The organism is Flavobacterium cerinum, from assembly GCF_004028155.1.
Taxonomy (GTDB): domain Bacteria; phylum Bacteroidota; class Bacteroidia; order Flavobacteriales; family Flavobacteriaceae; genus Flavobacterium; species Flavobacterium cerinum.
Window position 1 is genome coordinate 33,608 of record NZ_SBII01000004.1, and the last position, 19,182, is coordinate 52,789.

Here is a 19,182-nt window from a genome sequence, read left to right on the forward strand (position 1 = left end):
TGACTTTATTTTATTTACAATCCCATTTTTAAACTATATACTATTCGCGTATGAAAAGTCTTATAATTAAGATATTATTATTGGCAGGGTTATTTATGCCCTTCCAATACCTCTATTCGCAGCAAATTGACGTTACATTGAAATATACCACAGCAACTAATGTGTATGAAGTATATGCCAGACCTAACTTTACCCAAAATAATTTCTTTTTTGGTGGAGGCAGTCAGATTACGGTAGTACTTCCTGCGGCATCTGCAAATGCGGCATTTTCGATAACAACGGTCAATGGCGGTCCGTGGGTGGATAACTCACAGATCTATGCCCCTGCGGCTGATATTGCACACGATTTTCATGGTATAGCTACCAATGGAGCAATGGTAAATTTTACATCGGGTACAGAATTATTACTGTTCCGTTTTACATTGCTGGATGGCTGTCTTGCCGGTGTGCGTTTATTTAATAATGCATCAGACCCACTATCGGCAGCATCCGGAATGACGGGTGCCGATTTTAGAATTTACCTTAGTAATGTAATCGATCTTCAGGATCATTATGGTACTAACTATGCTAATACGGGTACTGTTTGTGCTGTAATTGATAATGATGGTGACGGAAGCCCGGCCGGAACAGATCCGGACGATAACAATCCATGTGTGCCTAATCCTAATTTTGGTACTTGTGACCAGGATAACGACGGACTTACCAATACTGAAGAAGCAACAATAGGAACAAACCCAACAGTTGCAGATACAGACGGTGATGGAATAAACGATGGTACTGAGGTTACAAACGGCAGTAATCCGCTTAATCCTTGCAGCCCAAACGTTAACTCTCCAGTCTGTGACCAGGATGGTGATGGCCTTACCAATGCACAGGAAGCTACTAATGGTACCAATCCTACCAATCCTGATACCGATGGTGATGGAATAAACGATGGTACTGAGGTTACAAACGGCAGCAATCCGTTAAACCCATGCAGCCCTAATCCTTTAGCTGGTCCTTGTGATCAGGATAGTGACGGACTTACCAATACAATAGAGGCTTCTTTAGGAACAAACCCAACGAATCCTGATACCGATGGTGATGGAATAAATGATGGTACTGAGGTTACAAACGGCAGTGATCCATTAAACCCATGCAGCCCTGTTGCAATACCAGGCTGTACCACGGTAGATGCTGATGGCGATGGAGTTCCATCTACCACAGATCCTGATGATAACAATCCATGCGTGCCTAATCCGGCGGCAGGACTATGTGATCAGGATAACGACGGACTAAATAATAATCAGGAAGCTACTAATGGAACTAATCCTTTAGTGCCGGATACTGATGATGATGGAATAAACGATGGTACAGAGGTAGCAAATGGCAGCAATCCGCTTAGTCCTTGCAGCCCTAACCTGAATTTCCCTACTTGTGATCAGGATAACGACGGCCTTACCAATGGTGAGGAAGCGATGAATGGTACCAATCCAACTATACCTGATACCGATGGTGATGGGGTAAATGATGGTGCTGAGGTTACTAACGGTAGTGATCCGCTTAGTCCTTGCAGTCCTAATCCGCTTTTTGGAACCTGCGATCAGGATAATGATGGTCTTACTAACAGCCAGGAAACAATGCAGGGTACTAATCCTACCAATCCTGATACCGATGGTGATACCATAAATGATGGTCTGGAAGTTGCTAATGGTACTAATCCGCTTGACGCATGTAGTCCTAATCTTAATTCTCCTGCCTGTGATCAGGATGGGGATGGACTTACTAATGCTCAGGAGGCAACTTTGCTTACCAATCCTACCAATCCTGATACGGATGGTGATGGGGTAAATGATGGCCTTGAGGTTACAAACGGTAGTGATCCGTTAAATCCATGCAGCCCTAACCTTAGCTCTCCTGCCTGTGATCAGGACAATGACGGACTTACCAATAACCAGGAAGCTTCTTTAGGAACCAATCCAACTATACCTGATACCGATGGTGATGGAATAAATGATGGAACTGAGGTTGCTAATGGCAGTAATCCATTAAACCCTTGTGATCCTAACCCTGCCAGCCCAGCCTGTACAGTAAATCCTGAAATTCAGTATACGGTTAAGTTTAATGCAGCCACCTGTACTTATGAAATATATGGCAAGCCAAACTTTACAGCAGCTAATTTCTTTATTGCGAGCGGTAGCCAGGTAGGTGTATTGCTTCCAACGGTTATAGATAATGTGCCGTTAGTAGTTACATCGGTAAACGGAGGTGTATGGGCAAATAACTCAAGTGTATTTGCTCCGGGAGCTTCGCCTGCAAATGATTTCCACGCAGTATCCACAAGTGGATCTGCAGTTAATCTTGTTGCCGGCCAGGAATTGCTGTTGTTTACATTTAAACTGCCAAATGCCCAATGTTGTGCTGTAGGTATACGACTGTTTAATAACGCGACAGACCCGCAATCTACTGCGACAGGTATGGGGAATGGTGATTTTAATAATTATTTTGCTAATGTATTTATACTGGATAATTATTTCACAGGTAACTATAACAACACAGGTACTATTTGCGACCCTTGCTTAATTAACCCGGTAGCTACACCAACCACATTAAATCCTACACAGACTTTTTGTGCAGCAGATGTGCCTACTTTAGCTAATTTGCAAACGGTTGAAACCAATATTAAATGGTATGCTGCTCCAACAGGAGGTGTTCCATTAGCAAATAATACGCCGTTAGTAAATAATACAACGTATTATGCTACGCAGTTTGAAACTGTAAACAATTGTGAGAGTGTAAACAGACTGGCAGTTGCGGTTATACTTAACGATACACCGCCGCCAACAACATTTATAAATCCGCAAACATTTTGTGTGGCCGATGCGCCAACAGTTGCTAGTATTAGTGTTGTTCAGACAGGAGTGAGCTGGTATGATGTTCCAACAGGAGGAACACCTCTGGCTGCTGCTACACTTTTAGTGTCCGGTACAACCTATTACGGTTCGCTGACTGGCATTACAGGATGTAAAAGCTCTGTACGCCTGGCAATACCGGTAACATTAACAGATGCTCCAACACCTACAACTCTAAATAATGAACAGAGTTTCTGTAAAATAAATAACCCGAAAGTGTCTAATATTCAGGTGAACCAGCCAAATGTAATGTGGTATTCTGCTCCTTCAGGAGGAACGGAGTTCTCGAATACAGATTCCCTTATAAGTGGAACAACATATTATGGTGGTTTAGTTGTAGATGGTTGTGTTAGCAGTATTCGTGTTGCTGTAACGGTAACGATAAATGATGCTCCAACACCAACAACTTTAAATACAACACAAAACTTTTGTTTAATAAATGCGCCAACAGTAGGCAATATTGTTGTAGCCGAAACAGGGGTTGTTTGGTATACTACTCCAACAGGAGGAGCTCCAATAGCTAATAGTACACCACTAGTGTCTGGTTCTACTTATTATGGTTCATTAACAAGTGGAAGCTGCCAAAGCTCGATTCGTCTTGCCGTAAATGTTGTGGTAGGTACTGCACCAAGTCCAACCGGAGCAGCAGCACAAAGCTTCTGTAAAGTAAATAACCCAACAGTAGGCAGCATAGTAGTAGCCGAAACAGGTGTTGTTTGGTATACTACTCCAACAGGAGGAGCTCAAATAGCAAATACTACACCACTAGTGTCCGGTACAACATACTATGGCTCATTAACAAATGCCGGATGTCCAAGTGTTATCAGGCTTGCTGTAACAGTGTTGGTAAACGATGCTCTAACACCAAGTACTCTTGATACTACACAGGATTTCTGTTTAGTAAACAGCCCTAAGGTATCTAATATACAGGTGAATCAAACTGGAGTGGTATGGTATACCGCTGATGTTGGAGGAACAATAGTGGATAACGCGACAGCATTAATAAACGGTACAACCTATTATGGCTCTTTAACAGATGGTGTTTCAGGATGTATAAGCTCTATACGTCTTGCTGTAACAGTTACTGTAGGTAATGGAATAACACCAACAGGTGCTGCTGCACAAAACTTCTGTTTAGCAAATGGCCCTACAGTTGGTAATATAGTAACCGATCAAATTGGAGTAGTTTGGTATACAGCTGCAGTAGGAGGAACAATTGTCGCTAATACGACACCTCTAATATCTGGCACAACATATCATGGTTCGCTTACAGATCCTGCTTCAGGATGTATAAGTTCTACCAGATTTGCAGTAACAGTAACGGTAGGTGATGCACCAACTCCGGGAACGCTTGATACTACACAGGATTTTTGTTTAGTGAACAGCCCTAAGGTATCCAATATACAGGTTAATGAAACCGGTGTGATTTGGTACACAGCTTCGGCAGGAGGAACACCAGTAGCTAATGATACTGCACTTGTAAATGGTGCAACCTATTACGGCTCATTAACGAATGGAACAACAGGATGTACAAGTTCTGTACGACTGGCTGTCACGGTAACTATAACTGATGGTCCTACACCAACAGGAGCTGCTGCACAAAATTTCTGTTTGGCAAATAGCCCTACAGTAGCTAATATAGTAGTAGGTCAAACGGGAGTAGTTTGGTATACAGCTGCTAACGGGGGCGCAGTGGTGCCTAATGGTACAGCGCTGGTAAGTGGAACAACTTACTTTGGCTCATTGGCAAACCCAACTACAGGATGTATAAGTTCTGTAAGGCTTGCAGTAACAGTGACAGTAGGTAATGCACCTACACCGGAAACGTTGAATTTGAACCAGTCTTTTTGTTTGGTAAATAATCCAAAAGTTTCTGACATACAGGTGAACAATACCGGAGTAGTTTGGTATACAGCTTCATCAGGCGGAGCAATAGTTCCTGGCACAGCTGCATTAACATCGGGTACAACGTACTATGGTTCGTTAACCGATGCGGGTACAGGATGTATAAGTGCTGTAAGACTTGCTGTAACGGTAACAGTAAATGATGCGCCGGTACCATCAACGCAGGATACTACACAGGATTTCTGTTCGATTAATGTACCAACAGTTGCTAATTTACAAGCAGATCAGCCAGGTGTGGTTTGGTATACAGTTCCAACAGGAGGTACTCCAGTTGCTGCTACTACTCCGCTAACAAATGGTACCTATTATGGAAGTTTAACTGTAGGAGGCTGTAACAGCTTGACAAGACTTGAAATAGCGGTAACAATTAGCAATGGTATAACACCATCGTCTGCTAATACAACGCAGAGTTTCTGTACGATTGACTCGCCAACGGTTGCTAACATACAAGTAGATCAAACAGCAGTTACATGGTATACTGCAGCAGTAGGAGGTACTGTTGTACCGGCTACAACAGCACTTGCCAATGGTGTAACCTATTATGCATCTGTTATAGATCCGGCTACAGGGTGTCCAAGTGCAATTCGATTAGCCGTATTGGTTAATCTTAAAAATGGTACAACACCTACAACAGTTAGTACTTCACAATCTTTCTGTGCGGCAGATCTGCCTACAGTGGGTGATATACAGGTTAACAACCCAAGCGTGACTTGGTATACTCAACCTACGGGTGGTGTAATAGTTGATGCTACTGTGCCACTGGTAAATGAAATGATTTACTATGCAAGTATCGTAGACGCTTCAGGATGTGCAAGTGCAGTGCGACTTGCCATAACAGTGAACATAAGTAATGGTACAACACCAAGTACAAATAATACCAATCAGACATTCTGTTCGATAGATAATCCAACAATTGCGAGTATTCAGGTAAATGAACCGGGAGTTATATGGTATGCTGCTAATGCCGGAGGTACACCACTTCCTGCAACACAAGCACTACAATCTGGTTCTACGTATTATGGAGCATTGGAAAGCGCTGCAGGCTGCGAGAGTTTAGTGCGCCTTGCAGTAACGGTAACCATAAGCAATGGTATTACACCATCGACAGATGATGATACTCAGGACTTCTGTAAAACAGATAATCCAACAGTAGCCAGCATACAGGTAAGTCCTGCAGGAGTAGTATTCTATACTCAACCAACAGGCGGATCGCTTATTGATGCAGCAACACCATTAACAAATGGTACGGTATACTATGCATCTTACACAGATCCTATTACAGGTTGTGAAAGCTCAGTACGTTTGGCTATAACGGTAACCGTAAATAGTGGAGTTACACCTACAGCCACAGATCTTACTCAGGAGTTCTGTCAGGGTGATACGCCTACGGTCTCTGACCTGCAGGTTAATGAAACGGGTGTGGTTTGGTATACAGTTCCAACAGGAGGTGCACCACTAAACCCTAATACTCCCTTAACAAGCGGTACTTATTATGCTTCTCTTACTACAGGCGGCTGCCCAAGCAGTGTTAGACTTGCGATAACTGTAACAGTTTACGGAAGTACTCCTGCAACGATAACCGGCGGAGGACCAGAAGCATGCTTTGGTCAACAGGTTACTTATAGTACACAAAGCGGTAACTCAGGATATGTTTGGACGGTTGTTGGCGGTGATATTATTGCCGGCGGATCAACGTCGGATAATACTGTAACGGTGAACTGGACAGATATCGGTCAAAACTTTGTAAGTGTCTCTTATACAGATGCTAACGGATGTGCGGGTATAGCTGCTGCTGACCTTGAGGTTAACGTAACAAGCTGCTCTGATATAACAATTTCTAAAACTGTTAATTTATTTGCTCCTAATATTGGCGAAAACGTTATTTTTACCATAACTGTAACCAATAACGGACAAAGTATATTTACAGATGTTGTTGTTAGCGAGGTACTTCCGGATGGTTATGAGTTTGTAACTGCGCTTTTAAGCAAAGGTACTTATGACGTTGTAACCGGTGTTTGGAGTATTCCGGAAATATTACCGGGACAATCGGCAGTAATGAATCTGGAAGCTAAAGTTGTATTTGGAGGTAATTATGAGAATGTTGTTTACATACTAACATCTACACCACTGGACAGCAACATTGGCAACAATGAAGCGAGAGCAACGATCGAACCATCATGCTTAACGGTATACAGTGAGTTTACACCTAACGGTGACGGACTTAATGAAACCTTTAGAATTGACTGTATAGAATTTTATCCAAATAATAAATTGGAAATATTTAACAGATATGGTTCGTCTGTCTATAAAACTGCAGGTTACACCAATAATTGGGATGGAACTGCAAATGTAGACGGTGTTGTAAGAAGAAACGAGCAGCTGCCGGTAGGAACCTATTTCTATGTACTTGAAGTAGACGGCAAGACTAAGTCAGGATGGGTATATATTATGAGATAAAACAAGGATAAGAACGGAGTGGCAGTTTTGCTGCCACTCCCATTATCAACAAAAAATATATTTTAGTATGAAAATGAATTCGACAATTCTTAAAAAATATTTCCTGATATTTTTCATCCTTATGGCCATAGGCGCTAAGGCACAGCAGGAACCGCAGTATACGCAGTACATGTACAACACGTTAGCTGTAAACCCGGGCTATACAGGCTCACCCGGCTTTCTTGAGGCAACACTGCTGCATCGTTCACAATGGGTAGGTATTGACGGGGCACCAAGAACCCAGGCATTTACCATTCACTCTCCGGTATTTAATGATAAAGTGGGTTTAGGGCTTAGTGCCGTAAACGATAAATTAGGACCGGCAGATGAGGTGTATGTAGACGGTAATTTCTCTTATACAATACCGGTAAGTTATAATTCTAAAATTGCTTTTGGCCTTAAAGCCGGAGCAAGAGTTTTAAATATTGACTGGTCTAAAGGAACTTATTATCAGGGAGGAGATCCATTGCTTAATACCAATATCAATAATAAGATCTCACCATCTGTGGGTGCCGGGATTTATTATTATACAGAGAAATGGTATGCAGGAGTATCTGTACCTAATTTTATAAGAGCAGATTATTATGATGATATTAAAGAATCTACAGTATCAGACAGGCTTCATTACTATGTAATTGGAGGTTATGTATTTGATATTTCGGATAATTTAAAATTTAAACCAGCGGTAATGGGTAAAATAGTATCGGGAGCACCGATTACGGCAGATTTTTCTGCTAACTTTTTATTGTATGATAAGCTAACTCTTGGAGCATCTTATCGTTGGGATGACTCTGTGAGCGCACTGGCGGGTTTTCAAATTACAAGAGGCTTGTTTATAGGCTACTCTTATGATTACACCGTAACAGAGTTTAACAAATACAATGATGGATCTCACGAGTTTATTTTGAGATTCCAGTTAGTACCAAAAGCAGCCAGAATTAAATCGCCAAGGTTTTTCTAAAACATATACATCATGAAGAGAAAATTATTTTTATTTAGTCTGTTATTTTGTATAACTGCAGGTTATTCACAGTCTAAGTTAAGAAAAGCCGATAGGCTGTTTGCCAATTTTGCATACGTAGATGCGGCAAAACAATATGAAGAATACCTGAAAGAAGAAAAACAACCGGGTATTGAAGTTATAAAAAATGTAGGAGATGCTTATTATTATACCGGTAATATGGGCAGTGCCCTGAGATGGTACACCAAGCTGAATACTACAGATGGTAATATGGACGATAAGTATTTTAATCGTTATATACAGGCATTGCGTGCAGAAGGAAATTATCAGAAAGCCGACGAGCTTATGAAAAAAAGACTCGAAGCAACAGGAGATAAAGCGGCGATAGATAATTTTATAAACCAGAAAAAATACCTGGACAGCCTTAATAAAGCACCTGCGAATTACAAGATTTCCAATCTTGCTATTAATACTGATAAGGCCGATTTTGGTACTGCATTTTATGGCAGCCAGATCGTGTATTCTTCAAGTAAGGATACGACAAAAGTAGGGGGTAAGGTATATTCCTGGAATGAGCAGCCTTTTCTTGAACTTTTTGTAGCTGATAGAAATGCCGCAGACGGGGCTTTATTTAATGATCAAAAATTTATCCCAAAAGACCAGACACAGTATCACAATGCTACACTAACCTTTTCGCCGGATCTTAAAACGATATACTACAGTATTAATAACGTAAAGAAAAATGACAAGCTTATTAATAGCAAAAGCGGTACAAATAACCTTGAGATCATAAAAGGTACTATTGATGGCGATAAACTTTCTAATGTAGAGAAACTGCAGTTTAATAGTAAAGATTATTCAGTAGCGCATCCGGCACTTTCGTCTGATGGTAAGATGTTATATTTTGTATCTGATATGCCGGGAGGTTTTGGCGATACCGATATTTATGTTGCTGAGGTATATACCGATGGTAAAGTAGGTGAACCTAAAAATCTTGGTTCGAGAATAAACACGGCAGGAAGAGAAATGTTTCCTTTTGAAAGGGATTCCATTCTTTATTTCTCGTCTGATGGGCATTACGGACTTGGAGGACTTGATATTTTTGAGAGCAGAAGAATTAAAGAATTAGATTTTTCTATGCCTAAAAATATTGGAGCGCCGGTTAACAGCAGCCGAGATGACTTTGCATTTATCATAGACAAGGATAAAAAATTTGGGTATTTTTCATCTTCCAGATCAGGAGGTAAAGGAGATGATGACATTTATTATTTTACAAGACAGGAGCCTATCTGTAACCAGTGGGTGTCTGGTAAAGTTACTAATATGAAATACAAAATTGGCATTAATGATGCCGATGTAAAAGTGTATGATAAGTATGGTGACGTAATTGCATCTACCAAAACCAAAGAAGATGGTACTTATAAAGTTGAGGTGCCCTGTCGATCTAAAATTAAGATAGAAGCCTCAAAAGCAAATCATACTAAGGCAGAAAAAGAGTTGGAAACAACTAAAAAACCGGATGATGAGACTAAAAATATAGATTTTGAGCTTTCTAATTATGACGATTTGATTAAGAAAGACGGTAATGTAGAGAAAGTAGATATTAATCCGATCTTTTTTGATTACGACAAATCAGACATTAAAGAACAGGCTGCTTTAGAACTTGATAAAGTAGTGTATGTTATGAAAAACTTCCCTGGTATAGTAATTAAGATCGAATCGCATACCGATTCAAGAGGTAAAGATGCTTATAACCTGAAATTATCTCAGGAAAGAGCAAAATCTACTTACGATTACATTATTGCCAGAGGAATAGACCCATCGCGTATAGAAAGTGTTAAAGGATATGGTGAGACGCAGCTGCGCAATAAGTGCAGTAATGGCGTGAAGTGTACAGAAGAGCAGCATGCTGTGAACAGAAGATCTGACTTTATTATTGTTAAGAAATAAACTCTTTTTTGATTACCAGTTTTTATTACCGAAAAGGCATCCTGAAGGGGGGTGCCTTTTTATTTGCATAAAAATGTGCGTTTGAAATGCATAATTAAAAATATATAGTTGTTTAATCTTGACGAATTATTACTTTTGTTGGTCGCATAAAGTGAGAAATCATAATTTTTTAGGTTTCCCTGCGTTTACTAACCGATTAAAGCATATAAATTAAGTTTATAATGAAATTTAAAAAAGTTCTTTTAGGTCTTTGCCTATTTGTTTCGGCACTATCTTTTTCTCAGGAAGTTAAAAAAGAAGTATTATTTACCATAGACGGCAAGCCTTATTATACAGATGAGTTTGTGAGGATTTACAATAAAAATCTTGACCTCGTTAAAGATGACTCTCAAAAAAACCTGGATAATTACCTTAACCTGTTTATTGGTTATAAGCTAAAAGTGAGCAAGGCTAATAAGCTAGGACTTCAAAACGGTAAGAAATATGTGGGAGAGTTAAAATCATACCGCACCCAGCTTACTAAAAATTACCTTACTGATACTAAAGTAACAAAAGAACTTATAGATGAGGCATATGCCCGTTCTAAAAAAGAAGTTAAAGCATCGCATATATTATTCCTTGTAGATGAGAATGCATTGCCTGCAGATACACTTAAAGCATATAATAAAGCTATTGATGTTCGTAAAAAAGCATTAGCAGGGGAGAGCTTTGAAAAGCTGGCAGAACAATATTCTGAAGATCCTTCAGCGAAAGAAAATAAAGGAGATCTTGGTTATTTTTCGGTATTCAGAATGGTTTATCCTTTTGAAACCGGTGCTTACACTACGCCAAAAGGAGAAGTGTCTAAGCCGATAAGAAGCCGTTTTGGATATCACGTTATTAAAGTGATTGATGTAAGACAAAACAGAGGGGATGTTACTGTGGCGCATATTATGATAATGAAGCCTAAGAAAGATAGCCCGGAAGAAACTGCAAAAGTAAAATCTACTATTGAGGATATTTATAAAAAATTAAAACAGGGAGAAGAATTTGAAACCTTAGCAAAACAATTTTCTGAGGATAAATCTACAGCAGCTGTTGGAGGTAAATTAAATCGTTTTGGTTCCGGAGAACTAAGTTCTACGGTTTTTGAAGATCAGTCTTTTGCACTGAAACAGCCGGGAGATATTACAGCTCCGTTTGAATCACAGCACGGCTGGCATATTGTAAAACTTATAGAGAAACATACAGACAGGCCTTTTGATGAATTAAAAGCAGATTTTGAAAACAAAATAAGAAAAGACGAGCGTTCTAAACTTATTGCAAATTCAATGACAGAAAAACTTAAGGTAAAGTATGCTGTTAAGAAGGATGCTAAAGTTTATGCAAAAGCGGTTAAGGCTTTAAATGATAAGATATATACTCAGTCATGGGAGATGCCTAAAGATGCCGCTGCTTATACCCAAACGGTTTTAAGCATCAATAGCGACAGAACTTTTAGTGCGGAAGATTTTCTGAAGTATGTAAGTATACAGCAAAAAGGAGGTTTAGTAGTTAAGCCGATAGCTAAACAGGCTGATATATTATTTGATAACTTCACAAACGATAAGCTTAATGCTTATTATAATGACAATCTTGAAAAAGAGTTTCCTGAATTTGGATTGGTAATGGGTGAGTATCGTGATGGCTTGCTATTGTTTGATCTTATGGAGAAGGAGATTTGGGAAAAGGCTAAAAATGATACAGTTGCACTGGAGGGTTATTATAAAAACAACATCGATAAATACCAGTGGAAAGACAGGGTAGATGCAGATGTTTACTCGTCTACTAAAGAAGATGTTATTAAGAAGGTAAAGAAGTTTCTTAAAAAAGGAAAGGATGCTGATTTTATAAAGGCCGAACTTAATAAAGAAGGCAAAGTTGAAGTACTTGAAAAATTGGGTGTTTTTGACCAGGATAGCGAAGCATTGCCAAAAATGAAAGAATGGAAAAAAGGTATATCTGATGTTGTTAAGGAAGGGAACTATTTCTATGTCGTAAAAACAAATGATATACTTCCGGCAGGGCCTAAAACTTTTGAACAGAGTAAAGGGCGTGTTATAAACGATTATCAGCAGCAACTGGAAAGCAACTGGATTACAGATCTTGAAAAAGAATTTTCTGTAGAGGTGAATAAAGATGTTTTTGCAAGGGTTAAAAAAGAGCTTAATCAATAATGATAAAAAAGGGAATATTGTTCTTACTGGCTCTTACTCTAGGCTCATGCAGCTACTTTAAAGAAGAGGAAAAACCAGAGGCTGTGGCCAGGGTAGAAAAAGAATATCTTGATGCCAGCGAGCTTAAGGGTATTGTGCCTCCGGGTACTTCTAAGGAAGACAGTATTGCTATTGTAAAGAGTTATATTGATCGTTGGGCTTCGCAAAAGCTGCTTTATAACGCGGCACAAGTAAATCTTAGTAAAGAAAAACAAGCAGAATATGCTAAACTTATACGTCAGTATGAAATAGATCTTTATACTGGCGCATACCTTGAAGAAGTGGTAAAGAGAAGTGTGGATACTGTTGTTACAAAACAGGAACTTGCCGCTTATTATAATACAAATAAAGATAATTTTAAAACGACAGGTACTTTAGTAAAGCTTAAGTATGTTAGGCTTGATAAAGAACATCCAAAATTCAGCTTGGTTAAAAGCCGGTTTTTGAGTGGTAACAAAAAAGATCTTAAATCGCTTAACGATATGGCTATACAGTTTAAAAGTTATGCGTTTAATGATTCTACATGGGTAGACATGAATCAGGTATATGCGAAACTGCCATTTATTACACCGGAGAATCGTGATAAATATATAAGCAGCAGCATGTCTTACCAATATCCTGATTCTACAGATGTGTATATAGTGAAAGTGGTAAAAGTATTGGATAGGAATCAGGTTTCGCCTTTTGAATATATAAAGCCAACTTTACAGCAATTGATAATAAATAATAGGAAACTGGAGTTAATAAAGAAGTTCCAAAAAGAAATAACGGATGACGCGATTAAAAACAATGAGTATGAAATTTATAAATAACAGGATTTTCCTGTTTTTGGCCTTTGCTTTATTAGGGATTAACCTGACCGTTGCGCAGGAGATACTACCGGTAACCAAAAAAGATAGTGTTAAGCCAGGAGCTTTTCAGGGTAGGTCTAAAGTAGATGGTGTTATTGCTGTGGTAGGAGATTTCATAGTATTGGATTCAGATATTGATATGATGTTCAGGGAGCTTCAGGCTCAAAATGTACCAATTAAAGAGGTAACACGCTGTGAGCTTTTAGGTAAACTAATGGAGGATAAGCTGTATGCTCACCATGCAATACAGGATAGTATCATTGTAAGTGATGCAGAGGTTAATGAAACCATGAATAAGCAAATTGACTATTTTGTTGAAAAACTGGGCAGTGAGCAGCAAATGGTGACTTACTTTAAAAAGAAAAGTATCGATGCTTTTAGAACAGAGCTTTCTGAAATGATAAAAAATCAGAAACTTACTGAGCAGATGCAGAAAAAAATTATTGAAGGTGTGCAGATAACTCCGGAAGAGGTTAAACAATATTTCTCTGCATTCAAGAAAGAAGACCTGCCGATTTTTGGTGCTGAAATGGAGGTAGCACAAATTGTTATAAAGCCTCTTATATCGCAGGCGGAAAAGCAAAAAGTTATTGATAAGCTGAAGGCACTCAAAAAGGAGATACAGGATGGATCCAGTTTTTACAGTAAGGCCGTATTATATTCTGAAGACCGCGCATCTGGAGCAAGTGGTGGTTTTATGAAGATGAACAGAAAATCTCAATTTGTAAAAGAATTTAAAGAGGCAGCATTTAGCCTTGCTGAAGGTGAAATATCTGACCCGATTGAAACAGAATTTGGTTTTCACCTTATCTATGTAGAAAAGATTAGAGGGCAGGAACTTGATGTTAGACATATATTGATGTCGCCAAAAGTAACACCGGAAGCTTTGCAAAAAGCGAAGGAGAAAGCTGAGATGATAAGAACTAAAATTGTTAATGGTGAAATTTCATTTGCAGATGCGGCACGTTCTGAATCTGATGAGAAAGAAACCCGTAATAACGGTGGTCTTCTGATTAATCCAAAAACATTTAATAACCGTTTTGAACTTACTAAGCTTCCACCGGAAATTTATAACAATATTTCTGACCTGAAAGATAAAGAAGTGTCAAAACCTATACGTGATGTAGGAGAAAGAGGTGAGCAGACATATAAATTAATGATGGTTACTGATCGATTTGATGAGCATACCGCAGATTATGCTAAAGATTATACAAAGATCAAAGAGCTTGCATTGCGTGAAAAACAAAGAAAAGAGATTGGGAAATGGAGTGATGCTAAAATTAAAGATACTTACATAAAAGTAAATGGAGACTACCGTAAGTGTCCGTTTACAAATCATTGGGTAAAATAATTGTAGGTTAATATCTCAAACTTTAGGTAAAGATTAAAAATATTTATAAGTTTGAAGTCGGCTGTATGGCCAAATTAAATTTATAATCCAACATTACTATATGTCAGACGTAGCAGCCATTCAAAACTTAGTTCAGAGACAGAAAGAGTTAAAACAGGAGATCGCAAAAATAATCGTTGGCCAGGATGAAGTCGTGGCACAGATAGTACTAAGTATTTTTGCAGGAGGGCACGCTCTTCTTGTAGGTGTACCCGGTCTGGCTAAAACGCTTATGGTAAATACGATCTCTCAGGCATTGGGGCTTGAGTTTAAACGTATTCAGTTTACACCCGATCTTATGCCTAGTGATATATTAGGTAGTGAGATACTGGATGAGAACAGACAGTTTAAATTTATTAAGGGTCCGATATTTTCGAATATTATCCTTGCCGATGAGATTAACCGTACCCCGCCGAAAACGCAGGCAGCTCTACTTGAAGCTATGCAGGAGAAAGCGGTTACTATTGCAGGTCATCATCATAAATTATCTTTGCCTTATTTTGTATTGGCTACACAAAACCCAATTGAGCAGGAGGGAACATATCCGTTACCGGAAGCCCAGCTGGACCGTTTTATGTTTGCAATAAAACTGGACTATCCATCGTTTGCCGAGGAAGTACAGGTGGTAAAAAGTACAACATCTGATGTTACTGTAAAAGTAAACCCATTATTTACATCACAGGAGATACTGGATTTTCAACATTTAATAAGAAGAATACCTGTTGCAGATAATGTTATAGAGTATGCCGTAACGCTTGTGGGAAAAACAAGACCGGGTAACCCACTTTCTAATGATTACGTAAATACATATTTAGACTGGGGAGCAGGGCCAAGGGCTTCTCAGAATTTAATTCTGGCAGCAAAGACCAATGCTGCACTTAATGGTAAGTATTCGCCGGATATTGAAGATGTACAGGCAGTGGCTACCGGAATATTACGCCATAGGATAATAAAAAATTATAAGGCTGATGCCGAAGGCATAACCGAAGAAATGATAATAAAAAAGCTGTTTTAATAACAGCTTTTTTCATGTTAGGATATTGTTAATAATTTGTGAGTTATTTTCTTGTTTTATAAGAAAACAATATAGATATTGTGATATCTTTAAAACACAACTTAAAAGAATATGAAAAAAAGATTTGGTATTATCCCCGAACTCTTTTTCATGGGAATGGGAATGTTCTGGACTATTGAAAGCTATTTTGCATTGGGAAGTGTGAATTATTTCGCGCTGTTAGTTACCTGGTTATTGTTCCTGCAGATTTTTTACAAGAATCGCTTAGCAGGGCTTATATATGGTACAGCGCTTGGATCATTTTCTGTGTATATGCTGCTAGCCGTAACTTCAGAATACCATGAATTAGAAGCAGCATCAATCGCTATGCGATCTACGGCTCTTGGCGTTGTATTATTTAGTGCAGCCATCCTTATGGGTATTGCAATGGTTTACAAGTATGTTAGAACAAAGGTTAATTACGACGAAAGTGTACTTACGGTAACGTACTAAAAAACAAAAAATCATTAAAAAAAGCTGTTCGGTAATTTATTTCCGAACAGCTTTTTTTGTTTTGGGTGTTGATAAGTATGTTCTTAATGTGTTGATAACTTGGTTTGTATGGTTCTATAGCCAGTTCCAAATTGATGAGCGTATTTTATAATATTCTATGTGTAATATTATGATTTTTCGGAAAAAGAGTCCTCTTTGATATTTGATGGTTCGTAACAGTTGTTCATGTCGGATTAATTTCCTGTTTAAAACTGATCTTGCGTCAGCAGAAAATATTTTTGATGGAATAAAAATCAAAAAATACTAAAAATAAGAGGCCGTACGCAAACATTTTCGAATGGATATTTTTGCTATTTTAAGTACTTTGTTCATGATTTGATAATATAAGATTAAAATATTACGAATTCTTAAATAAACGACACTATATCTTAAAGTTGTTGTGGTTTCTTCAGTAAAATAGAATGTTTATAAATAATAATCCTTTGAAATTAAAGAAACGATAAAAATTTTTTAATTGAATAGAGAATGAGTAAATTTACGGACTTTTTACAAACGAACATTAATATACTTACTATGGCTTTTGATATTGAAATGATCAAAAAGGTGTATGAGAACATGGCAGAACGCGTTGACAAGGCTCGTGAACTTGTTGGTCGTCCGCTTACACTTTCTGAAAAGATTTTATATTCACACATGTGGGAAGGAAATCCTACACAGAAGTTCCAAAGAGGAGCTGACTATGTAGATTTTGCCCCGGATAGAGTTGCCTGCCAGGATGCTACTGCGCAAATGGCTCTTTTACAATTTATGCACGCTGGAAAAGCTAAGGTTGCTGTACCTACAACGGTACACTGTGATCACCTTATCCAGGCGAAAGTAGATGCTAGAACCGACTTAAAACGCGCGAAAGAGCAAAGTAATGAGGTTTTTGATTTCCTTTCTTCTATTTCAAACAAATATGGTATTGGTTTCTGGAAACCGGGAGCTGGTATTATTCACCAGGTAGTATTAGAGAACTATGCTTTCCCAGGTGGTATGATGATCGGGACCGATTCTCACACTGTTAACGCAGGTGGTTTAGGTATGCTTGCCATTGGTGTAGGTGGTGCTGATGCGGTTGACGTTATGAGTGGTATGGCTTGGGAGCTTAAATTCCCAAAACTGATAGGTGTTAAGTTAACCGGTAAATTATCAGGTTGGACTGCTCCTAAAGATGTTATCCTTAAAGTTGCCGGTATCCTTACTGTTAAAGGTGGTACTGGTGCTGTAATTGAATATTTTGGCGAAGGTGCTAAAGCAATGTCTTGTACCGGTAAAGGTACAATCTGTAACATGGGTGCAGAGGTAGGTGCTACAACATCTACTTTTGGATATGATGAGTCTATGGACCGTTACCTTCGTGCTACAAACAGAGCTGATGTTGCTGATGCTGCTAATGCTGTTGCGGCTTACCTAACAGGTGACGACGAGGTATATGCTAATCCTAACGAATATTTTGACCAAGTTATTGAGATCAACCTTTCTGAACTTGAGCCACACTTAAACGGTCCTTTCACTCCGGATTTGGCTACGCCAATTTCTAAAATGAGAGAAGAAGCGCTTAAAAATGACTGGCCTCTACAAATTCAGGTAGGTCTGATAGGTTCTTGTACCAACTCATCATACGAGGATATTGCACGTTCGGCTTCTCTTGCAAAACAGGTGGCTGACAAAAATTTAAAAACAAAATCTCAGTTTACGATCACTCCGGGTTCTGAAGTGGTACGTTATACTATAGAGCGTGATGGTTTTATCGATACATTTGATAAAATTGGCGCTACTGTATTTGCTAATGCCTGCGGACCATGTATTGGTATGTGGGATCGTGAAGGTGCAGAGAAAGAAGAGCGTAACACAATTGTTCACTCATTCAACAGAAACTTCTCTAAACGTGCCGATGGTAACCCTAACACACTTGCATTTGTAGGTTCTCCGGAACTTGTAACGGCTCTTGCTATTGCGGGTGACCTTGGTTTCAATCCGTTAACTGACAAGCTTATCAACGAAGATGGCGAAGAAGTAATGCTGGATGAGCCAACAGGTAATGAACTTCCTCCAAAAGGCTTTGATGCTGAAGATCCTGGATACCAGGCTCCGGCTGCTGACGGATCGGCTGTTGTTATTTCTGTTAACGATTCTTCTGAGCGTTTACAGTTACTAGCTCCGTTTGCTCCATGGAATGGTGAAAACATTACAGGTGCTAAACTACTTATCAAAGCGTTTGGTAAATGTACTACTGACCACATTTCTATGGCAGGTCCCTGGTTACGTTTCCGTGGCCACTTGGATAACATTTCTAATAATATGCTTATCGGTGCTGTGAATGCTTTCAATATGAAAACAAACACCGTTAAGAACCAGCTTAAAGGTGATTATGAGGCAGTTCCTGCAACGGCACGTGATTACAAAGCGGCAGGTATTCCTTCTATCGTTGTGGGTGATCATAACTATGGTGAAGGTTCTTCTCGTGAGCATGCTGCAATGGAACCTCGTTTCCTTGGTGTTAAGGCAGTATTGGTTAAATCGTTTGCACGTATTCACGAAACCAACCTTAAAAAACAAGGTATGCTTGCGCTTACTTTTGCTAATGAGGCTGACTATGATAAAATACAGGAAGACGATGTTATCAACTTCTTAGACCTTAAAGAATTTGCTCCGGGAAAACAATTGACTTTGGAGTTTGTTCACGCTGACGGTACTAAGGATATCATCATGACAAATCATTCTTACAACGAAGGCCAGATTGGCTGGTTTGTAGCAGGATCTGCATTGAACCTTATTGCTGCAGCAGGTGCCGAAGCTAAAGCTTAATAATATTTCTTAGTTTTATATAGTGTAAAAACGCCCAACGAAAGTTGGGCGTTTTTTGTGTTATATGTTTTGTTATTGAGGAGTACGTTAAAATATAGGAAAAATACTTGTTTTTTGAGTTCGAGTGTGACTCTCCTGTTAGCTTGT

Annotated in this window: 9 protein-coding genes; all 9 read left to right on the forward strand. The window is 38.9% G+C overall.

The genetic code is table 11. The features are described 5' to 3' along the window. The first annotated feature begins 50 nt into the window (after positions 1 to 50). The 9 genes from EPI11_RS07070 (at position 51) to EPI11_RS07110 (ending at position 19,035) form a co-directional block, all read left to right on the forward strand. A complete protein-coding gene (locus tag EPI11_RS07070) occupies positions 51 to 7,253 on the forward strand; it encodes an Ig-like domain-containing protein (RefSeq protein WP_128389258.1) in 7,203 nt (2,400 codons plus the stop codon). 73 nt (positions 7,254 to 7,326) lie between these two features. Further along, a complete protein-coding gene (locus EPI11_RS07075) occupies positions 7,327 to 8,253 on the forward strand; it encodes a PorP/SprF family type IX secretion system membrane protein (RefSeq protein WP_394343635.1) in 927 nt (308 codons plus the stop codon). Between the two features lie 12 nt (positions 8,254 to 8,265). Next, on the forward strand, positions 8,266 to 10,203 hold the full coding sequence (locus EPI11_RS07080; RefSeq protein WP_128389260.1) for an OmpA family protein: 1,938 nt from the start codon (positions 8,266 to 8,268) through the stop codon (positions 10,201 to 10,203). Positions 10,204 to 10,424: 221 nt separating this feature from the next. Next, positions 10,425 to 12,398 (forward strand): peptidylprolyl isomerase, encoded by a 1,974-nt coding sequence (locus EPI11_RS07085; RefSeq protein ID WP_128389261.1) that lies wholly within the window; start codon positions 10,425 to 10,427, stop codon positions 12,396 to 12,398. Continuing rightward, the gene (locus EPI11_RS07090) at positions 12,398 to 13,249 is read left to right on the forward strand and encodes a hypothetical protein (protein WP_128389262.1); all 852 of its coding nucleotides are present in this window, start codon (positions 12,398 to 12,400) and stop codon (positions 13,247 to 13,249) included. Before EPI11_RS07085 ends, EPI11_RS07090 begins: the two co-directional genes overlap by 1 nt. Continuing rightward, entirely contained in the window at positions 13,233 to 14,639 is a 1,407-nt protein-coding gene (locus tag EPI11_RS07095; protein WP_128389263.1) for a peptidylprolyl isomerase, read from the forward strand. Before EPI11_RS07090 ends, EPI11_RS07095 begins: the two co-directional genes overlap by 17 nt. A gap of 100 nt (positions 14,640 to 14,739) precedes the next feature. Next, complete coding sequence (locus EPI11_RS07100) at positions 14,740 to 15,693, forward strand: AAA family ATPase (protein WP_128389264.1); 954 nt, start codon at positions 14,740 to 14,742, stop codon at positions 15,691 to 15,693. 111 nt (positions 15,694 to 15,804) lie between these two features. Continuing rightward, complete coding sequence (locus EPI11_RS07105) at positions 15,805 to 16,185, forward strand: hypothetical protein (protein ID WP_128389265.1); 381 nt, start codon at positions 15,805 to 15,807, stop codon at positions 16,183 to 16,185. A 573-nt stretch (positions 16,186 to 16,758) separates the two neighbouring features. Beyond that, complete coding sequence (locus tag EPI11_RS07110) at positions 16,759 to 19,035, forward strand: aconitate hydratase (protein ID WP_128389540.1); 2,277 nt, start codon at positions 16,759 to 16,761, stop codon at positions 19,033 to 19,035. Positions 19,036 to 19,182 lie beyond the last annotated feature (147 nt).